Source organism: Shewanella sp. 10N.286.52.E4, from assembly GCF_041468785.1.
Classification (GTDB): Bacteria; Pseudomonadota; Gammaproteobacteria; order Enterobacterales; family Shewanellaceae; genus Shewanella; species Shewanella electrodiphila.
In genome coordinates this window covers 1-15,044 of the sequence record NZ_JBFRJJ010000042.1, presented here as the reverse complement: position 1 = coordinate 15,044, position 15,044 = coordinate 1, and the positions used below count along the sequence as shown (strand labels likewise).

Here is a 15,044-nt window from a genome sequence, read left to right as displayed (position 1 = left end):
AGCATAGGGCTCCCCAATCAACACCAACTTAGTAATTGCGGGCATATTAGGTAACAGTTGTTACCTCTACAACTCCGACCAGTTGCTAGTTATTGTTACTGTTAAGTTAATTTTTGTTTTTGACGTATTTAGGTCAAACTGAGTAAATACTCTATAAACGCTGTGCTGTAGGGCAGTTGTGAATTTGGTTCTGGAGGCTGAAATATTATAACGAAATAACAGGTAACAAGTGGGTAACAAGATTATTTTGTAAAAAAGCGTACAAGTGTACGCTGAGAGGTTCGATTACCAGTTTTACACCAGTAATCGAACCTTTTGGAGATTAAAGCGAAGCTTTAAAGTTAGCGAATTGCGTCTTAATTGACTCAGCTGGTGGTGAGATTTTACTGACTACAACACCGACAACCGTGGCGAATAGGAAACCTGGTAAGATTTCGTATAAGTCGAAGATACCGCCAGAAAGCTGCTTCCACACGACAACCGTTATCGCACCAACAAGAATAGTGGCGATAGCACCATTACGACTATAGCCTTGCCAAAATAGTGACATTAACACTACAGGTCCAAATGCTGCGCCAAATCCTGCCCATGCATAGCTCACCAGCTCAAGAACTTTACTGTCAGGGTCAAGTGCAATCACAATTGCGATAACAGCAATGGCCAACACACCAAAGCGGCCCACTAGCATTAACTCTTTGTCTTTCGCGTCAGGACGTAACCATTTACGGTAAAAATCTTCAGTGATGACACTTGAGCAAACAAGGAGCTGTGAATCGATAGTGCTCATAATCGCTGATAAAATTGCCGCGATTAAGATACCGCCAATCCAAGGATTAAAAGCAACTTGGGCTAAGTGAATGAAAACGGTTTCAGAATTAGCTAATGGTGCATCAGCAAAATAAATCGTACCGGCTATCCCCGTTGCTAATGCGCCGATTAATGCAACAAGCATCCAGCTCATTGCAATGCGGCGTGATAGCGGGATGTCATCTGGGCTGCCAATTGCCATAAAGCGAGAAAGAATATGTGGTTGGCCGAAGTAACCTAAACCCCAAGCCAGTAGTGACACAAGACCAATCGTAGTCATATTACTGTGTAAGAAAGACAGCATTTTCGGGTCAAGTGTTTCTAAAGCCACTTGCGTATCAGGTTTGCTGAAAATGGTTATTGGTACAATTAACAGTGCAAGCAACATCAGACAACCTTGGAAGAAATCTGTCCAGCTCACAGCAAAAAAGCCACCAACAAAGGTATAAGCGACAATGATGACTGAACCAATCAATAATGCGATGGTGTAATCGAGACCAAAGATTTGTTCAAATAAGATTGCACCGCCAACCATGCCTGATGAAGTGTAGAAAGTGAAAAACACTAGGATAGTAATAGCAGAAACTAACTTTAAAAAGCCTTGCTTGTCTTCAAAGCGCTTTTCAAAAAAGTCGGGTAGGGTAAGGGCATTATCTGCCGCTTGGGTGTAGATACGAAGACGTCTGGCAACGAATAACCAGTTAAGCCATGCGCCAAAAACCAAACCGAAGCCAATCCAAGCTTCACCTAAACCACCTAAATAAACCGCGCCAGGTAAACCGAGTAATAGCCAACCTGACATATCTGACGCACCGACACTCAGTGCTGTTACGGCTGGGCCCATTTTGCGGCCGCCTAGGATGTAATCGTCTACTGTGTCTGTTTTGCGATAGGCCCAATAGCCTATGCCTATCATAAGGGCGAGATAACCAATGAATGTAATTAGAATTGGAGCTTCAATTGCCATGCTACTTCCGTATTGTTCTCATTATTGTGCGGCATATGCTAACAGATGTTTGACACAGTGCACAATTTTGACAGGAAGTATGAAGAGTTATTGACCAGCCAATGAAATTTCACTAGCTGGTCTGTGAACGCTTTGTTTGCTAAATGTTTGAATTTAAATAAAAGTTTGCTCAATCTCGTTTTTTACGTATTGCAGGTCAGCATCTTGTTCACCTACCAGTAACATGAAGGTGTCGGCTGTTTGAAAACCTAAACCATGATAATTCTGATCTGCAAACGATTCTTCAGTGACCATTCTGTTTTCGGTGGGGATGATAAAGAGGGTAACTTTCCCTTGCTCACCTTCCATCACAAGGTGCAAACTCTTTACACCTTGGAAATCACAGTAAGAAGTGTAAAACACTTTACCTGGTTGTTGGATGAACTTGGCGTTCTCTAATCCACCAATACCAGCCAGTTTAAAGTTTACATCTTCAAAGCCAACATTTTGATCGACATTCATTGCCTTTGGCTCATGATAAACATGTGCCAGAGCATGTTCTGCTAAATCAACTGGCGTAAAACGAAGCATACTGACGCTTAATCCAATCACTAAGGCAACTGACGCGGCCATCGCCATTAAGTAGCGAGTGTGCTTTTTTTGCTGCTGATGCTTGCTGAGTTGCTGACGTAAAATCAGTTTGTCAGCTAAGTCATCAGGCACATCAATATTCAGTGCATTGGTCAGTTTACTGTCTAATGCTTTTAGCTCGTTAACGAGTTTTGCATCGGATTCAGACGCTGAAATTTGTGCAAGAAATTCTTCATCTTGGCTGTTTGGGTCACCATATGCATGGCGACGAAATTTTAGATCATCCATTTGATTGACCTCTAACTTCAGGAGACTCTAAAGCGTCTTTTAATTGATTACGGGCGCGAAATAAACGCGTCATGACGGTGTTTCTATTTAACTCTAATAAATCAGCAATTTCTTCACCGCTAAAACCGCCAATCAGTTGCAGTAATAGTGGTTCACGATATTCGACTTCAAGTTGTCCAATTTGCTTACGTAGCCAATATTGCTCAGTTTGTTCTTCATTGGTCGATGATTTTTCATCTTCAAGCAATTCTTGCTCAACATCACTGTAGTCAAACTGTTTACGCTCAAACCTGCGTGCATTCTCACGGCGTAATATGGTAATTAGCCATGCTTTTGCTGCTTTATCATCTTTTAACGAATCTAAAGCGCGCCAAGCACGAAGAAAGGTTTCTTGAGTGACGTCTTCAGCAATATGCTTATCGCCGATTAACCAGTAGGCGTATCGGAAGATATCAGTGTGAAGTGCCCTGACGAGGCTGTCGTATCGTCGCTGTTTAGTTAGCATGTCAGATAAGACCGTGGGTTCGGACTTTTTATTTCGCAAGCTATCGAACATTTTATGACTTATTGTTAAATATTATGTTCGATAGCTTAAAAGGTTAGCTGTGAATAGCAAGTATAAATATGCTTATGGGTTCAGTGAGCTTAGCGCTGAGGGAGCCGTTTGCTGTTGATTTATCTGGGTTTGTTCAATTGCTTTTAGTAGTAAACCTTTATCAATACTTGACGTTGACTCACTGTATTTAGCTTGTTGTAACTGATGAATCGCTTTTGAAAGCACCGTAGATAATTGCGCTATATCAGACAATGTCATCGATTTGGCAAACTGAGCACTATAGTAGTGTTGCAGTAATGAAATCACTAAGGTGACATCATTTTTATCACAAGCTTGAGCAATATCATTCATATTAGCAGCTAGTGCCAACGGCACTTTTGATGGCGTAGTTGCAACAAGTTTAGTGGTGTGTTGTTGACGACGAGCATTAAACCACAAGGCTAAAGTGATAAGCCATAACGTCGTAAATAATAGTGTTAGCCACGGCCAAATACCTGAACTGTTATTGCTTGTTTCAGTTTGCTCTATTATTTGAGCAGGTTCAGCCGCCACGGTGCCGGTAATGGTGACGATTCTTGCTGGTATGGTGGCAAATTGCTGCTGCCGCAAATGTGGGTTCCACCAAGGAATGATAATTTCAGGCAAAGTAAAAGTACCAGGTTTTGTTGGTACAATCGCGCTGGTTAAACTGTATTGAGCGATGACTTGATTTTCACGTACCACAGTTTGCCTTACTGGTTTTTCTGGATAAGATCTAAGCCCGTTAGGCATGGTTAATTTGATGTCAGGTAAACTGTTACTATCTGCATTTGATGCAACGACATTAATCGTTCGGGTAATGGGCGTTCCTATTTCAAATTCATTACCTTGCTCATCAGGCCATATCTCTTTCGCAATTAATAAATCACTCACCAACCAATCACCTTGATATACATCTGGAATAGGCTTGATGGTAATTTGAGTGTCTTCTGCTTTAGCTTGCATCGGTCTGCTTTCATTAAAGCCGAACATACCGCCGCGTCTTGGCGCTTCGACTAAGATATCACCTGAAAATCCTGCGCCTTTAATGGCTAACGTGCCAGGGGTGTCGGCAATAATTGAATAGGTTCTTTCAATCACTCTAAAGCGGCGACCATCAACAACTTCAACTGAATCTGTGTCATCGCCTATTTGTTTAATTTCGGTTCCAGCTATTTCTGGTGAACTGATAACGCCACGCTGTAACTCGGCTGCTAAAAACAGTTTAACCTTGTAGGTAATTAGCTGGCCTACATACGCTTCATTGGTGCTGAGCTGACCCTCAACAAATAAATTGCGCATTTGTTGCGGTTGGCTGCCCGCTTTAGCGACTGTGAGGTTTATAGGGTTTGATTTAACCCCTTCCATGGTAAATGCGGGGATTGTCACTGTACCGGCGTTTTTAGCCGATAGCAGCACTTGCCAACGAGTCTCTTTAGATGAATCAAAGTTAACGATTTGCGTACTTCTGCCGACACTGGTTCGTCCGACGATGAAATCCTTTAATAAGATAGATGTATTTAAAGAACCCGCATTTAAATCTGCGTTTGCGGTGACATTTAAGACAAAGTATTCACCTTGCATCACAGGGTTTCTGTCAACAGTCGCTTGAATTTGAGTGACTGCGTAAACTTGCCCTGTAAAAAGAATTGCAAGAAGGCCGATAACGATTCTATTTACCACTGTTGTTTGTCCTTAGGCAGTTGGCCGCTTTGGCGACGCTTTTGATATTCAAGTTGCATTTTGTTTCTAATAAGCACTTGCGGATCTTCACTCACAGCGCGAAGTGCGCGTTCTAAATCTGCTGGTAAAGGTTCTTCAGTCAGCTGTGATGATGCAATGGGCTGAGAAGATTCTGGCTGTTTGTCAGATTTTTCAGCTTCAGCTTGCTCCGCTGCCGCCTGTGCTTGTTGCTCTAATTGTTCAGGAGTTGGTTCTGCTTGGTTATTTTGTTGAGCATCCGCCTGCATTTGAGCTTCATTTTCTGTTTGTTCATTCTCATTTTCAGCACTATCACTTTGTGAAGTTTCTGATTGAGATTGATTTTCTTCGCTATTTTCTTCGCTATTTTCTTCGCTAATTTCTTCGTTTCGTTCTTCGTTACGCTCTTGCTCATTTTGCTGTTTGTCTTGTTCAGCACTATTTTCCTGGCTGTTTTGTTGTTCTGAATCTTGTTGCTCAGATTGGTTTTGTTCGGCATTTTGTTCAGAGTTTTGTTCAGCATTCTGGTCGGAGTTTTGTTGCTGGGATTGGCCTTCGCCATTCTCACTGGGATTATTTTCATTCTGTTCAGACTCGCTATTGTCTGAGTCGCTTTGATCAGATTGATCCGAACCTTCACCAGATTGCTGTTCTTGTTGCTGTTTCATATTTTCAGCAAGTTCGAGGTTTTTTTGTGCTTGAGGAAAGTCAGCTTGCTGTTTTAAAGCGTCTTGATAACGTGCGATAGCATCATCCAATTTATTCAATTGCATTAAGCTATTGGCTTGATTATATAAACCTTGTGCAGAGTTATCTTGTTCAAACCCTGCGAGTGCATTTTCATAGTCACCCGCTTTGTACTGGGCACTGGCTTGCCATAACGGCTGGCTAAATTGCTCGGCGGCGCTGGCATAATCTTCAGCAGATTGTGCTTGGTTAAAGGTGTCGCTTGCTTGTTGGTCTTGAGTTTGCCATAAGTCATCCCAAGTGTTAGCCATAACAGGACTTGGTTGAAACAATAAACCTAAGGTTAGGGCAGTAAATACTGGTACTAGAGTAAATCTAAAGCTGAGTAACACAGGAATAATCAACAGCATGGCGATGTATGGACCTAAATCTTGCCAGCTTTCACCTTCAAGCTCAGTGGCTTTAGCGTCGCCATCATTAGCAAGCCAGCGCTCTAATCGGCTTAATGAACTGCCATCTGCAGTGGCAGGGATCATTAATCCACCAGTAGGGATAACTAAGTTTTCAAGTCGTTTAAAATCGGTTTTATCTATGACTATCTCACCGCGATTATCACGCATTAATTGACCATCAGGTAACTGTATTGCTGCGCCTTGTTGTGTGCCAAATGCCATCACTGATACACGGTAACGACTGCCATCAAGTACTTTTGCAGCATCAACATATTGTTGTGGGTTTACCCCGTCTGTCATGACGATAATATCACCCGTAATATGCCCGCCTTGGGACAGTAATTGCTGAGCGAGTTCAAGTGCAGCAGATAAATCAGACCCTCTAACAGGCATGATATCAGGCGTCAGTGTTGGTAATAAGTTGAGTAGTGTTGATTTATCTCGGGTAAGAGGACTAATTGTAAAGGCATCGCCAGCAAAGGCGATTAAACCTGTTTCACCTTCAGTTAAGTTCGTTAAAAAATCAGTGGCCCTAAATTTAGCTTGGGATAAGCGATTAGGCTTTTGATCGGTTGCATACATAGACAAGGACATGTCCATGACCAGCACTCGACCTTGCTCGTTGCTGTAAACAGGCAAACTCTGTTTATTGACTGCTGGACCCGATATCGCGATTACAGCGATAAACCAACATATCATAAGTAACCACTTAGGTTGCTTTTTCACTTGGTTGGTTTCACTGATTAATGTGTTTGCCAAATGCGGTGCAATATAACCTTGCCAAGCCGAATTACGCTGTTGGCTGCGCCATAAAAACAACGCAATTGCGATTAAAGGGATTAAGGCAAGCAGCCATTCTGGACGAATAAAATGTAAACTCATTATCGTCCTCCAGATGTTGTTTTAGCGTTTAAAGGTGATGAAGAAGGTAATTGGCCGCGTAAACTGATAAACACACTCATCAGTAAGGCTAACAATAATGGCCAGTAAAACAGTTCACTTTTGGGACGATAGGTCAATTGATCGCGACTCACAGGTTCTAACTCATCAATCTTTTGGTAAATTTGTGCCAACTCTTCACTATTTCTTGCTCTAAAATAATGACCGTTTGTCATATCTGCGAGTTGTTGTAGTTGTTCTTCATCTAAATCAAGCGATGGGTTTACCCGTTCGGTACCGAAAATACTGCGGCGTTCCAATATTTCAGCGCCAACACCCACGGTATAAATGGTGACATTTCGTTTAGCTGCAATTCTTGCCGCAACTTCAGGTTCAATGTTCCCTGCGTTATTAGACCCATCGGTTAATAAGATCAACACTCGATTGCTGTCATTGACCATATCAAAACGTCTTACAGCAAGTGCTATCGACTCACCAATGGCCGTTTGTTTACCCACTAGGCCAATTTCACTGTCGGCAAGAAACTTGGCAACTGAGCGTCTGTCTTGGGTGAGTGGCGCTTGAAGATAAGCGTGATCTGCAAATAAAATCAGGCCGAGTCTATCGCCGTTTCGTCTTTCAATAAAATCACCGATGACGTGCTTGATGAGGGTTAAGCGATCGACTGTTTTGCCATTTACCACCATGTCTTCTATTTGCATACTACCTGATAAATCAACCGCTAACATGACATCTCGGCCTTCTGAAGGCAGTTCGATAGGCTCGCCTAACCATTGTGGTCGAACTAAGGCACACAATAGGCATAACCACATAAACCAGTAGGCTTTGCGGCTTGATTTATCTTGATGGACTGTTAATTGTTGTTCAGCGCTGCCAATACCTGGGAGTTGCAGTTGGCCGCCACTATTTTTAGTAAGATGTTTTTGTTTGAGTAAAAAGGGCAGTGGCAATAATAAAAGCAGCCATGGCCAAGCTATTGAGAACATGATGCCTCCGATTGATGACTTGTCGGAGTGATATTTTCAGGCATATCAGATAGCGCGATAAAGCGGCTACTTTTGTTTAACCATTGTTCAGTAAAAGTGTGTAACTGTGTCGACTCGGTTAAAGTCAGGCCGTCTTTCTGATATCGCTTTTTCAGGAGTTGCCCCATGTTTATCGCATCTTGTTCGGATAAGCGTAACCCTAGCCATTGATACCAACGATCGCCGTCTAACTTAGCAAAATCCTCACGAGGGAAGTAACTCATCGCGGTTCTTTTTAATAGCGTATTAATATCACTAGCAAATTGGCTATTAGCAGGTTCTAGTTGTTCAAAATCCGCTAATGCTGCTTTTCTCGGGAGATGATAGCGGCGATGCTGCTTTATTTTAACCACAGCAAAAATGATGAGCGCGATAATGAATAGTGCGAGTATCCAAAATCCTGGTGCAATAGGGAACTGGCTAATTTTTTCTGGTAGTACGATATCTTCCAGTTGCATTAGTGCAGGGTTTGTTTGAGCAGTATTCATTTAACGTAATACTTCCAATTGGTCACTAAGACTTTTTCCGGCATCGATAAATCGAGTCGGCACCTTAATCATTTTCATTAGTGCGATAAATTGTTGCTGGCTAGCCAGTTGCTGACTCAGCCATGCATCATAGCTGTCTCGGGTAAGTGTTAACTGCTGCTTGCCATCCCTCACTGGTAAACTAAAACGTTTAGGCAAGGTGAGTGTTCCTTGTCTCAGTGGGTCGCTAATAATAAATGCACCTACATCACAGTGACGTTTAAGTTCTGTTAATGCCGCTAAGCATTCCTGAGTAAAGTGCTGCCCATCGGTAATAATCCATACTAAGGAGCCTGGTTTTGCGATTCTTTGCAGGCGTTGACAGGCACGAAGAATATGCTGTGGGTCTTGGGGCAGTTCATCAAAATGATTTAACTGATTTTCATGTACTTTAATTAATGCAGAAGTAAGTTGAAGTATTCCTTGGCGGCGGCTTCTTGGTTTTAATTCAAGGTGTTCAGTTTCACTTGCGATAAAAGCGCCGAGGCGATCGCCATGGTTTATCGCATTCCAGCCGAGTGTTGCAGCAAGGTGGGCAACTTGTACTGATTGCAATAACAAGCGCGAACCAAAAAATAAGCTATGGCTAAAGTCGACAAACAAAATAATGGGGCGTTCACGTTCTTCAACAAACAGCTTAGTGTGCGCTTTGCCAGTTCTAGCGGTGACTCGCCAGTCAATGGTTCTGACATCATCACCATTTTGATAATGACGTACTTCGGCAAATTCCATCCCACGGCCTTTAATCAGGCTACTGCGATGACCTGCTTGACTGGCTTTGGCTCGGCTGCGTTTATCCGGCATCGCGCGAGCGGTGCTTTGGCAGCTAATGAGTTCTTGCTCAGTTAAATTCACGCCATTACTGAATAATGGCAACGAATTTTCAAGCGTTTGTTCAACTGGCATAGTGCTATTGTTCCAATTTAAAAGCGTTAAAATTAACGGTACTTAAATGCGAGCTCGCCCATTTAAGGTACTGCAACTTGGCTTAAAATATGGTTGATAACATGGTCTGCATTAATGCCTTCAGCCTGTGCTTGATAACTGAGTAATAATCTGTGTCTCAGTACGTTGGGCGCTACTGCTTGAATATCTTCTGGCGAGACAAAATCTCGCTCTTGTAACCAAGCTCTTGCGCGGGCACAGCGCTCGAGTGAAATAGATGCACGAGGGCTGACACCGTATTCAAGCCATTTAGCCAACTCAGGGCTATAGCGTTCAGGTTGACGAGTTGCCATGATAATTTCGACAATATAACTTTCGAGTGGCTCAGCTAAGTACAATCCCATAGCTTGTTCGCGGGCAGCAAACACATCAGATTGAGCCACAGGTTCAATGGTAGGTAGCTGCTTAGTGACGGCTTCATTTCGCGATTGACGCAAAATTTTACGCTCTGTATCAGCACTTGGATAATCGAGATTTAAATGCATTAAAAAGCGGTCTAGTTGAGCTTCTGGTAGCGGGTAGGTACCTTCATTCTCTAGTGGGTTTTGAGTCGCCATGACTAAAAATAAATCTGGAAGTGGGTAGCTATTTTTACCTACGGTTACTTGACCTTCAGCCATTGCCTCAAGTAGTGCTGATTGCACCTTTGCAGGGGCACGGTTGATTTCATCCGCCAAAATAAGGTTATGAAATATTGGTCCTGCTTCAAATTCAAATGTGGCTGTTTGCGCACGATAAATATCTGTACCGGTTAAATCGGCAGGTAATAAATCGGGAGTAAATTGAATACGGTGGAAGTCACCTTCAACCCCATCACACAAGGCCTTTACAGCGCGTGTTTTTGCAAGACCTGGAGGGCCTTCAACCAGTAAATGCCCATCGGCAATTAATGCGATAAGTAAGTTCTCTGTTAATACAGGTTGTCCCAAAATAACATTATCTAAATAAGCGCGTAAGGAATGAAATCGACTCAAAGGCATGATGATACTCAATTATTTGCTGAATTTTGTTCTAATTAAACCCATGTTAATGAATTTCATTAGCCTTTGGCTAGTATGATTAACAGATTTTCATTTTTATTTATTCATTAGCAAAGGTGAACTGAGTTAAGTTCGCAAATAATGAGTGAATATATACAAAAAATGACAAATTAAAGCTAAAGCTCTAAATTTTAATTAGATGATTTTATTACTATAAATTGTGTATTCAGGCAAGGTATGCCTTTAATTTGAGCTTATTTTCATACAGATGTTTAAAACTTCGCAATTAAAAGTTAGAATCAGATCACACTTTTATGGTCAGACCAGATCTGTCTGACATTAATCGATATTCACTGATAAGCCAGTTAAAGGCTAAACAATTACAAGAGGGTGAACAATGAGTGATAGACAACAAGTAACCAACGCCCGCGGAGAGCGCATTGCAATCGTGGCGGGCTTACGTACCCCATTCGCAAAACAAGCTACCGCATTTCATGGCGTATCAGCATTAGATATGGGCAAAATGGTGGTTAATGAATTGCTATCGCGTTCAGAGTTAGACCCTAAAACTATTGAGCAGCTTGTGTATGGTCAAGTGGTGCAAATGCCTGCAGCGCCGAATATCGCCCGTGAAATTGTGTTGGGCACAGGCATGGATGTTTCAACCGATGCTTACAGTGTGACCCGAGCTTGTGCTACAAGTTTTCAGTCTGCAGTAAATGTGGCTGAATCTATCATGACAGGCAATGTTGAAATTGGTATTGCAGGTGGTGCAGACTCTTCTTCTGTATTGCCAATTGGCGTTTCAAAAAAATTAGCACATGCTCTGGTTGATTTAAATAAAGCGCGTACCTTCAAGCAAAAATTCGCGATAGCTCGCCGCTTAGGTCTTAAAGATTTAATGCCTGTACCGCCAGCGGTAGCTGAGTACTCAACTGGCCTTTCTATGGGGCAAACAGCTGAGCAAATGGCAAAGACCTATGGCATTAGCCGTGCTGATCAAGATGCATTGGCGCATCGCTCGCACACATTGGCTACAGAAACCTGGAACACAGGTAACTTACGTGACGAAGTCATGACCGCTCACGTACCTCCTTATAAGCAATTCATTGACCGTGATAATAATATCCGCGAAAACTCAGTGCTTGAGTCTTACGCAAAATTACGTCCTGCTTTTGACCGTAAACATGGTTCTGTTACTGCAGCTAATAGTACGCCATTAACTGATGGTGCTTCAGCCATTATTCTAATGAGTGAAGGCAGAGCTAAAGCGTTAGGTTATCAGCCTATTGGTTACATTAAGAGTTATGCATTTACTGCCATTGATGTTTGGCAAGACATGTTAATGGGACCGTCTTACGCTACGCCGCTTGCATTAAAACGTGCAGGAATGGAGCTTGAAGATCTAACCCTTATTGAAATGCATGAAGCGTTTGCTGCGCAAACACTAGCGAATATGCAAATGTTTGGTTCTAAAAAGTTTGCCGAAGAAAAGCTTGGTAGAAACCGCGCAATCGGTGAAATCGATATGAGTAAATTTAACGTTTTAGGTGGCTCGTTGGCTTATGGACATCCATTTGCAGCTACTGGTACACGTTTAATCACTCAAGTGTGTCGTGAATTAAAACGACGTGGTGGTGGTACTGGTCTAGCAACAGCTTGTGCTGCTGGTGGTCTTGGCGCAGCAATGATAGTTGAAGTGGAGTAATTCTGATGGAAAAGACATTTAATTTATCTCGCCGCGAAGACGGTATTGCTATTTTGACTATGGATGTTCCTGGTGAAACCATGAACACCTTAAAAGCAGAGTTTGGCCCTGAAATAAGCGAAATTTTAGCTGAAATTAAACACGACGCGAGTGTAAAAGGCTTAGTGGTTATTTCAGGGAAATCAGATTCTTTTGTCGCAGGTGCTGATATTAGTATGCTTGACGCATGTACCAGTGTGTCAGCTGCGAAAGAATTATCACAACAAGGGCATGTCGTTTTCAATGAACTTGAGAAACTATCAATACCTGTTGTTGCTGCAATTAATGGTGCCTGTTTAGGTGGTGGTTTAGAGTTAGCTTTAGCGTGTCATTTACGTGTGTGTACTGATGATAAGAAAACTATCATGGGTGTACCTGAAGTTCAGCTTGGTTTATTGCCAGGTGGTGGCGGTACGCAACGTTTGCCTAGAAAAGTAGGCATCACAACTGCACTTGATATGATGCTAACGGGTAAGCAAATCCGTCCTAAGCAAGCACTTAAAATGGCGCTTGTTGATGATGTTGTTCCTGAGTCAATTTTGTTGGACACCGCCATTGCAATGGCCAAGAAAGGAAAGTCTGCGGCTAAAGTTGCCAAGAAGAGCGCACTAAATAAGGTGCTTGAAGCCACAAGTACCACTCGCGATATCATCTTCGATCAAGCCGCAAAACAAGTACAAAAGAAAACACTGGGTAATTATCCTGCACCAGCTAAAATCATCGACTGTGTTAAGCAAGGGATGAATAAAGGCATGATTAAAGGGCTTGAGGTTGAAGCAAGCCATTTTGCAGAACTCGTCATGTCTCCTGAATCTGAATCACTTCGCAGCATCTTTTTTGCAACGACTGAAATGAAAAAAGAAACTGGAGCAGAAGGTGCTGAGCCGCGCAAAGTGAATAAAGCTCTCGTTATTGGTGGTGGCTTGATGGGTGGCGGTATCGCTTCTGTTACAACCACTAAAGCTAAAATTCCTGCTCGAGTGAAAGACATCAATGACAAAGGCTTAAGCAACGCATTAGCTTATGCCTATAAATTATTGGCGAAAGGGGTCAAGCGACGTCATATGACACCCGCTGTTAGAGATAATTTAATGGCGTTAATGACGACGACAACAGAATATAAAGGCGTTAAAGATGCGGATATCGTCGTTGAAGCGGTATTTGAAGATTTAGCACTCAAGCATCAGATGGTGAAAGATGTAGAGCGCGAATGTCATGAAAACACAATTTTTGCATCTAACACTTCATCTTTACCTATTGGTCAGATTGCAGAAGCGGCGCAAAGACCTGAAAATGTCATCGGTTTACATTATTTTTCTCCTGTAGAAAAAATGCCGTTAGTTGAAGTTATTGCACATAAAACTACATCACCTGAAACCATTGCTACCACAGTTGCTTTTGCGCGTAAGCAAGGCAAAACGCCTATTGTTGTTCAGGATGGCGCAGGTTTTTATGTTAACCGTATTCTTGCTCCTTACATGAATGAAGCCGCTCAAGTTTTATTATCTGGCGAGAAAGTAGAAAGCCTTGATAAAGCCTTGGTTAAATTCGGTTTCCCTGTCGGACCTATAACACTACTTGATGAAGTGGGGATAGATGTAGGCGCTAAGATCGCGCCAATCTTAACGCAAGAATTAGGTGAACGTTTTAGAGCGCCAGATGCGTTTGATAAGTTACTTGCTGATGACCGTAAGGGACGTAAAAATGGCAAAGGTTTCTATCAATATGGCAATAAAAAGTCTAAAGCTAAATTAGTGGACGAGACTGTCTACCAAGTACTGGGTGTCAGCAATCAAACAACAGGCTCAGCAAGTGACATTGCGATGCGCTGCGTTGTACTCATGTTGAACGAAGCGGTGCGCTGTTTAGATGAAGGAATAATTGCAAACCCTCGCGACGGTGATATTGGCGCTATTTTTGGTATCGGTTTTCCACCATTTTTAGGTGGTCCATTCCGTTATATGGACTCAATGGGCATCGCGACACTAGTGTCAAAGTTACGTCAATATGAACAACAACATGGTGAACGTTTCACACCATGTGACAAATTAATTCAAATGGCGGAAGAGGGGACTAATTTTTATTAGCCTTAATTAATACTTTTTGCTATTGATAATTTTACAAAGCGGCAACATTGCGCCGCTTTTTCATGCGAAAGTGGCAGTTATTTGCCTAAAAAATAGCCCGTTTGTGTATTTGATTGATTATTGCTTTTAAAGGCTATTAGTAAATACGCTTAGGTTTGGTTATAATCTGAGCGTTGAGGGTGATGACAATACATATTAATTTACCCATACATTAAGGAATGATGTTAACTGAATGAATTATAGAGGTTTCAGTGATATTTCTACTTATCTTATTATCGTGTGCATCAGGCTATTACCTAGGTAACCAGGCTTTTAGTAACGGCATGGCTGTTAAAAGGTGGTCATTGGCGGGATTGTTAATGGGGCCATTAGCGTATCCGTTATTTAATAGTCACAAATACTTATTGCTTAGAAAGCTCTCTATTGAGAGTGAGCAGACCAATCATTTCTGAATTGGTAACACCAATAAAAAAGGGAGCATTTGCTCCCTTTTTTATTGGCTATAGTTGATTGTTAAATTACGCAAATTTAACTCCACCAAGCTTTAGCTTTAATGACTTCTAAATGTTCTAAACCTTCAGGTAGCTTTACCTTTTTACGTTGTGGTTGAGCAATACCAAGGGCTTTCTTTAATGAATTAAACATAATGATTTCCTTAAGCAATGCTTGTGTTGCTGAATTTAATGTTTGGTAAACCTGCTACATGTATATTAGTTTCTGCAAATTTAATGTTTGGCAAGCCAGCTACTTGAGTGTTTGTGTTGCTAAATTTGATGTTTGGCAGACC

General features: G+C 42.0%; 11 protein-coding genes. 2 read left to right on the top strand and 9 right to left on the bottom strand.

The annotated features are described in order from the left end of the window. Positions 1–322: 322 nt before the first annotated feature. From putP to AB4153_RS18695, 9 genes are all read right to left on the bottom strand, one after another. A complete protein-coding gene (putP, locus tag AB4153_RS18735; protein ID WP_102526695.1) occupies positions 323–1,774 on the bottom strand; it encodes a sodium/proline symporter PutP in 1,452 nt (483 codons plus the stop codon). A 153-nt stretch (positions 1,775–1,927) separates the two neighbouring features. Next, the gene (locus AB4153_RS18730) at positions 1,928–2,632 is read right to left on the bottom strand and encodes a DUF3379 domain-containing protein (RefSeq protein ID WP_102526696.1); all 705 of its coding nucleotides are present in this window, start codon (positions 2,630–2,632) and stop codon (positions 1,928–1,930) included. Beyond that, the gene (locus AB4153_RS18725; protein ID WP_102526697.1) at positions 2,625–3,188 is read right to left on the bottom strand and encodes a sigma-70 family RNA polymerase sigma factor; all 564 of its coding nucleotides are present in this window, start codon (positions 3,186–3,188) and stop codon (positions 2,625–2,627) included. The genes AB4153_RS18730 and AB4153_RS18725 overlap by 8 nt, the downstream gene beginning before the upstream one ends. A gap of 72 nt (positions 3,189–3,260) precedes the next feature. Continuing rightward, positions 3,261–4,889 (bottom strand): BatD family protein, encoded by a 1,629-nt coding sequence (locus tag AB4153_RS18720; RefSeq protein WP_371998364.1) that lies wholly within the window; start codon positions 4,887–4,889, stop codon positions 3,261–3,263. Continuing rightward, the gene (locus tag AB4153_RS18715; RefSeq protein WP_371998363.1) at positions 4,883–6,928 is read right to left on the bottom strand and encodes a VWA domain-containing protein; all 2,046 of its coding nucleotides are present in this window, start codon (positions 6,926–6,928) and stop codon (positions 4,883–4,885) included. The genes AB4153_RS18720 and AB4153_RS18715 overlap by 7 nt, the downstream gene beginning before the upstream one ends. Next, entirely contained in the window at positions 6,928–7,932 is a 1,005-nt protein-coding gene (locus AB4153_RS18710) for a VWA domain-containing protein (RefSeq protein ID WP_371998362.1), read from the bottom strand. Before AB4153_RS18710 ends, AB4153_RS18715 begins: the two co-directional genes overlap by 1 nt. Then, on the bottom strand, positions 7,920–8,459 hold the full coding sequence (locus tag AB4153_RS18705) for a DUF4381 domain-containing protein (RefSeq protein WP_371998361.1): 540 nt from the start codon (positions 8,457–8,459) through the stop codon (positions 7,920–7,922). Before AB4153_RS18705 ends, AB4153_RS18710 begins: the two co-directional genes overlap by 13 nt. After that, positions 8,460–9,404, bottom strand: a complete 945-nt coding sequence (locus AB4153_RS18700; RefSeq protein WP_102526701.1) for a DUF58 domain-containing protein — start codon at positions 9,402–9,404, stop codon at positions 8,460–8,462. Between the two features lie 62 nt (positions 9,405–9,466). Next, positions 9,467–10,423 carry a MoxR family ATPase gene (locus tag AB4153_RS18695; protein ID WP_248956906.1) on the bottom strand — a complete coding sequence of 319 codons (957 nt, stop codon included), beginning with the start codon at positions 10,421–10,423 and terminating at the stop codon, positions 9,467–9,469. Between the two features lie 397 nt (positions 10,424–10,820). On the opposite strand from AB4153_RS18695, the gene fadI reads away from it, so the two are divergent. Together fadI and fadJ are read left to right on the top strand one after the other, a co-directional pair. Further along, complete coding sequence (gene fadI, locus AB4153_RS18690; RefSeq protein ID WP_229372179.1) at positions 10,821–12,131, top strand: acetyl-CoA C-acyltransferase FadI; 1,311 nt, start codon at positions 10,821–10,823, stop codon at positions 12,129–12,131. 5 nt (positions 12,132–12,136) lie between these two features. Beyond that, positions 12,137–14,257: a fatty acid oxidation complex subunit alpha FadJ gene (gene fadJ / locus AB4153_RS18685; RefSeq protein ID WP_303518171.1), complete on the top strand. Its 2,121-nt coding sequence runs from the start codon at positions 12,137–12,139 to the stop codon at positions 14,255–14,257. Positions 14,258–15,044: the final 787 nt, after the last annotated feature.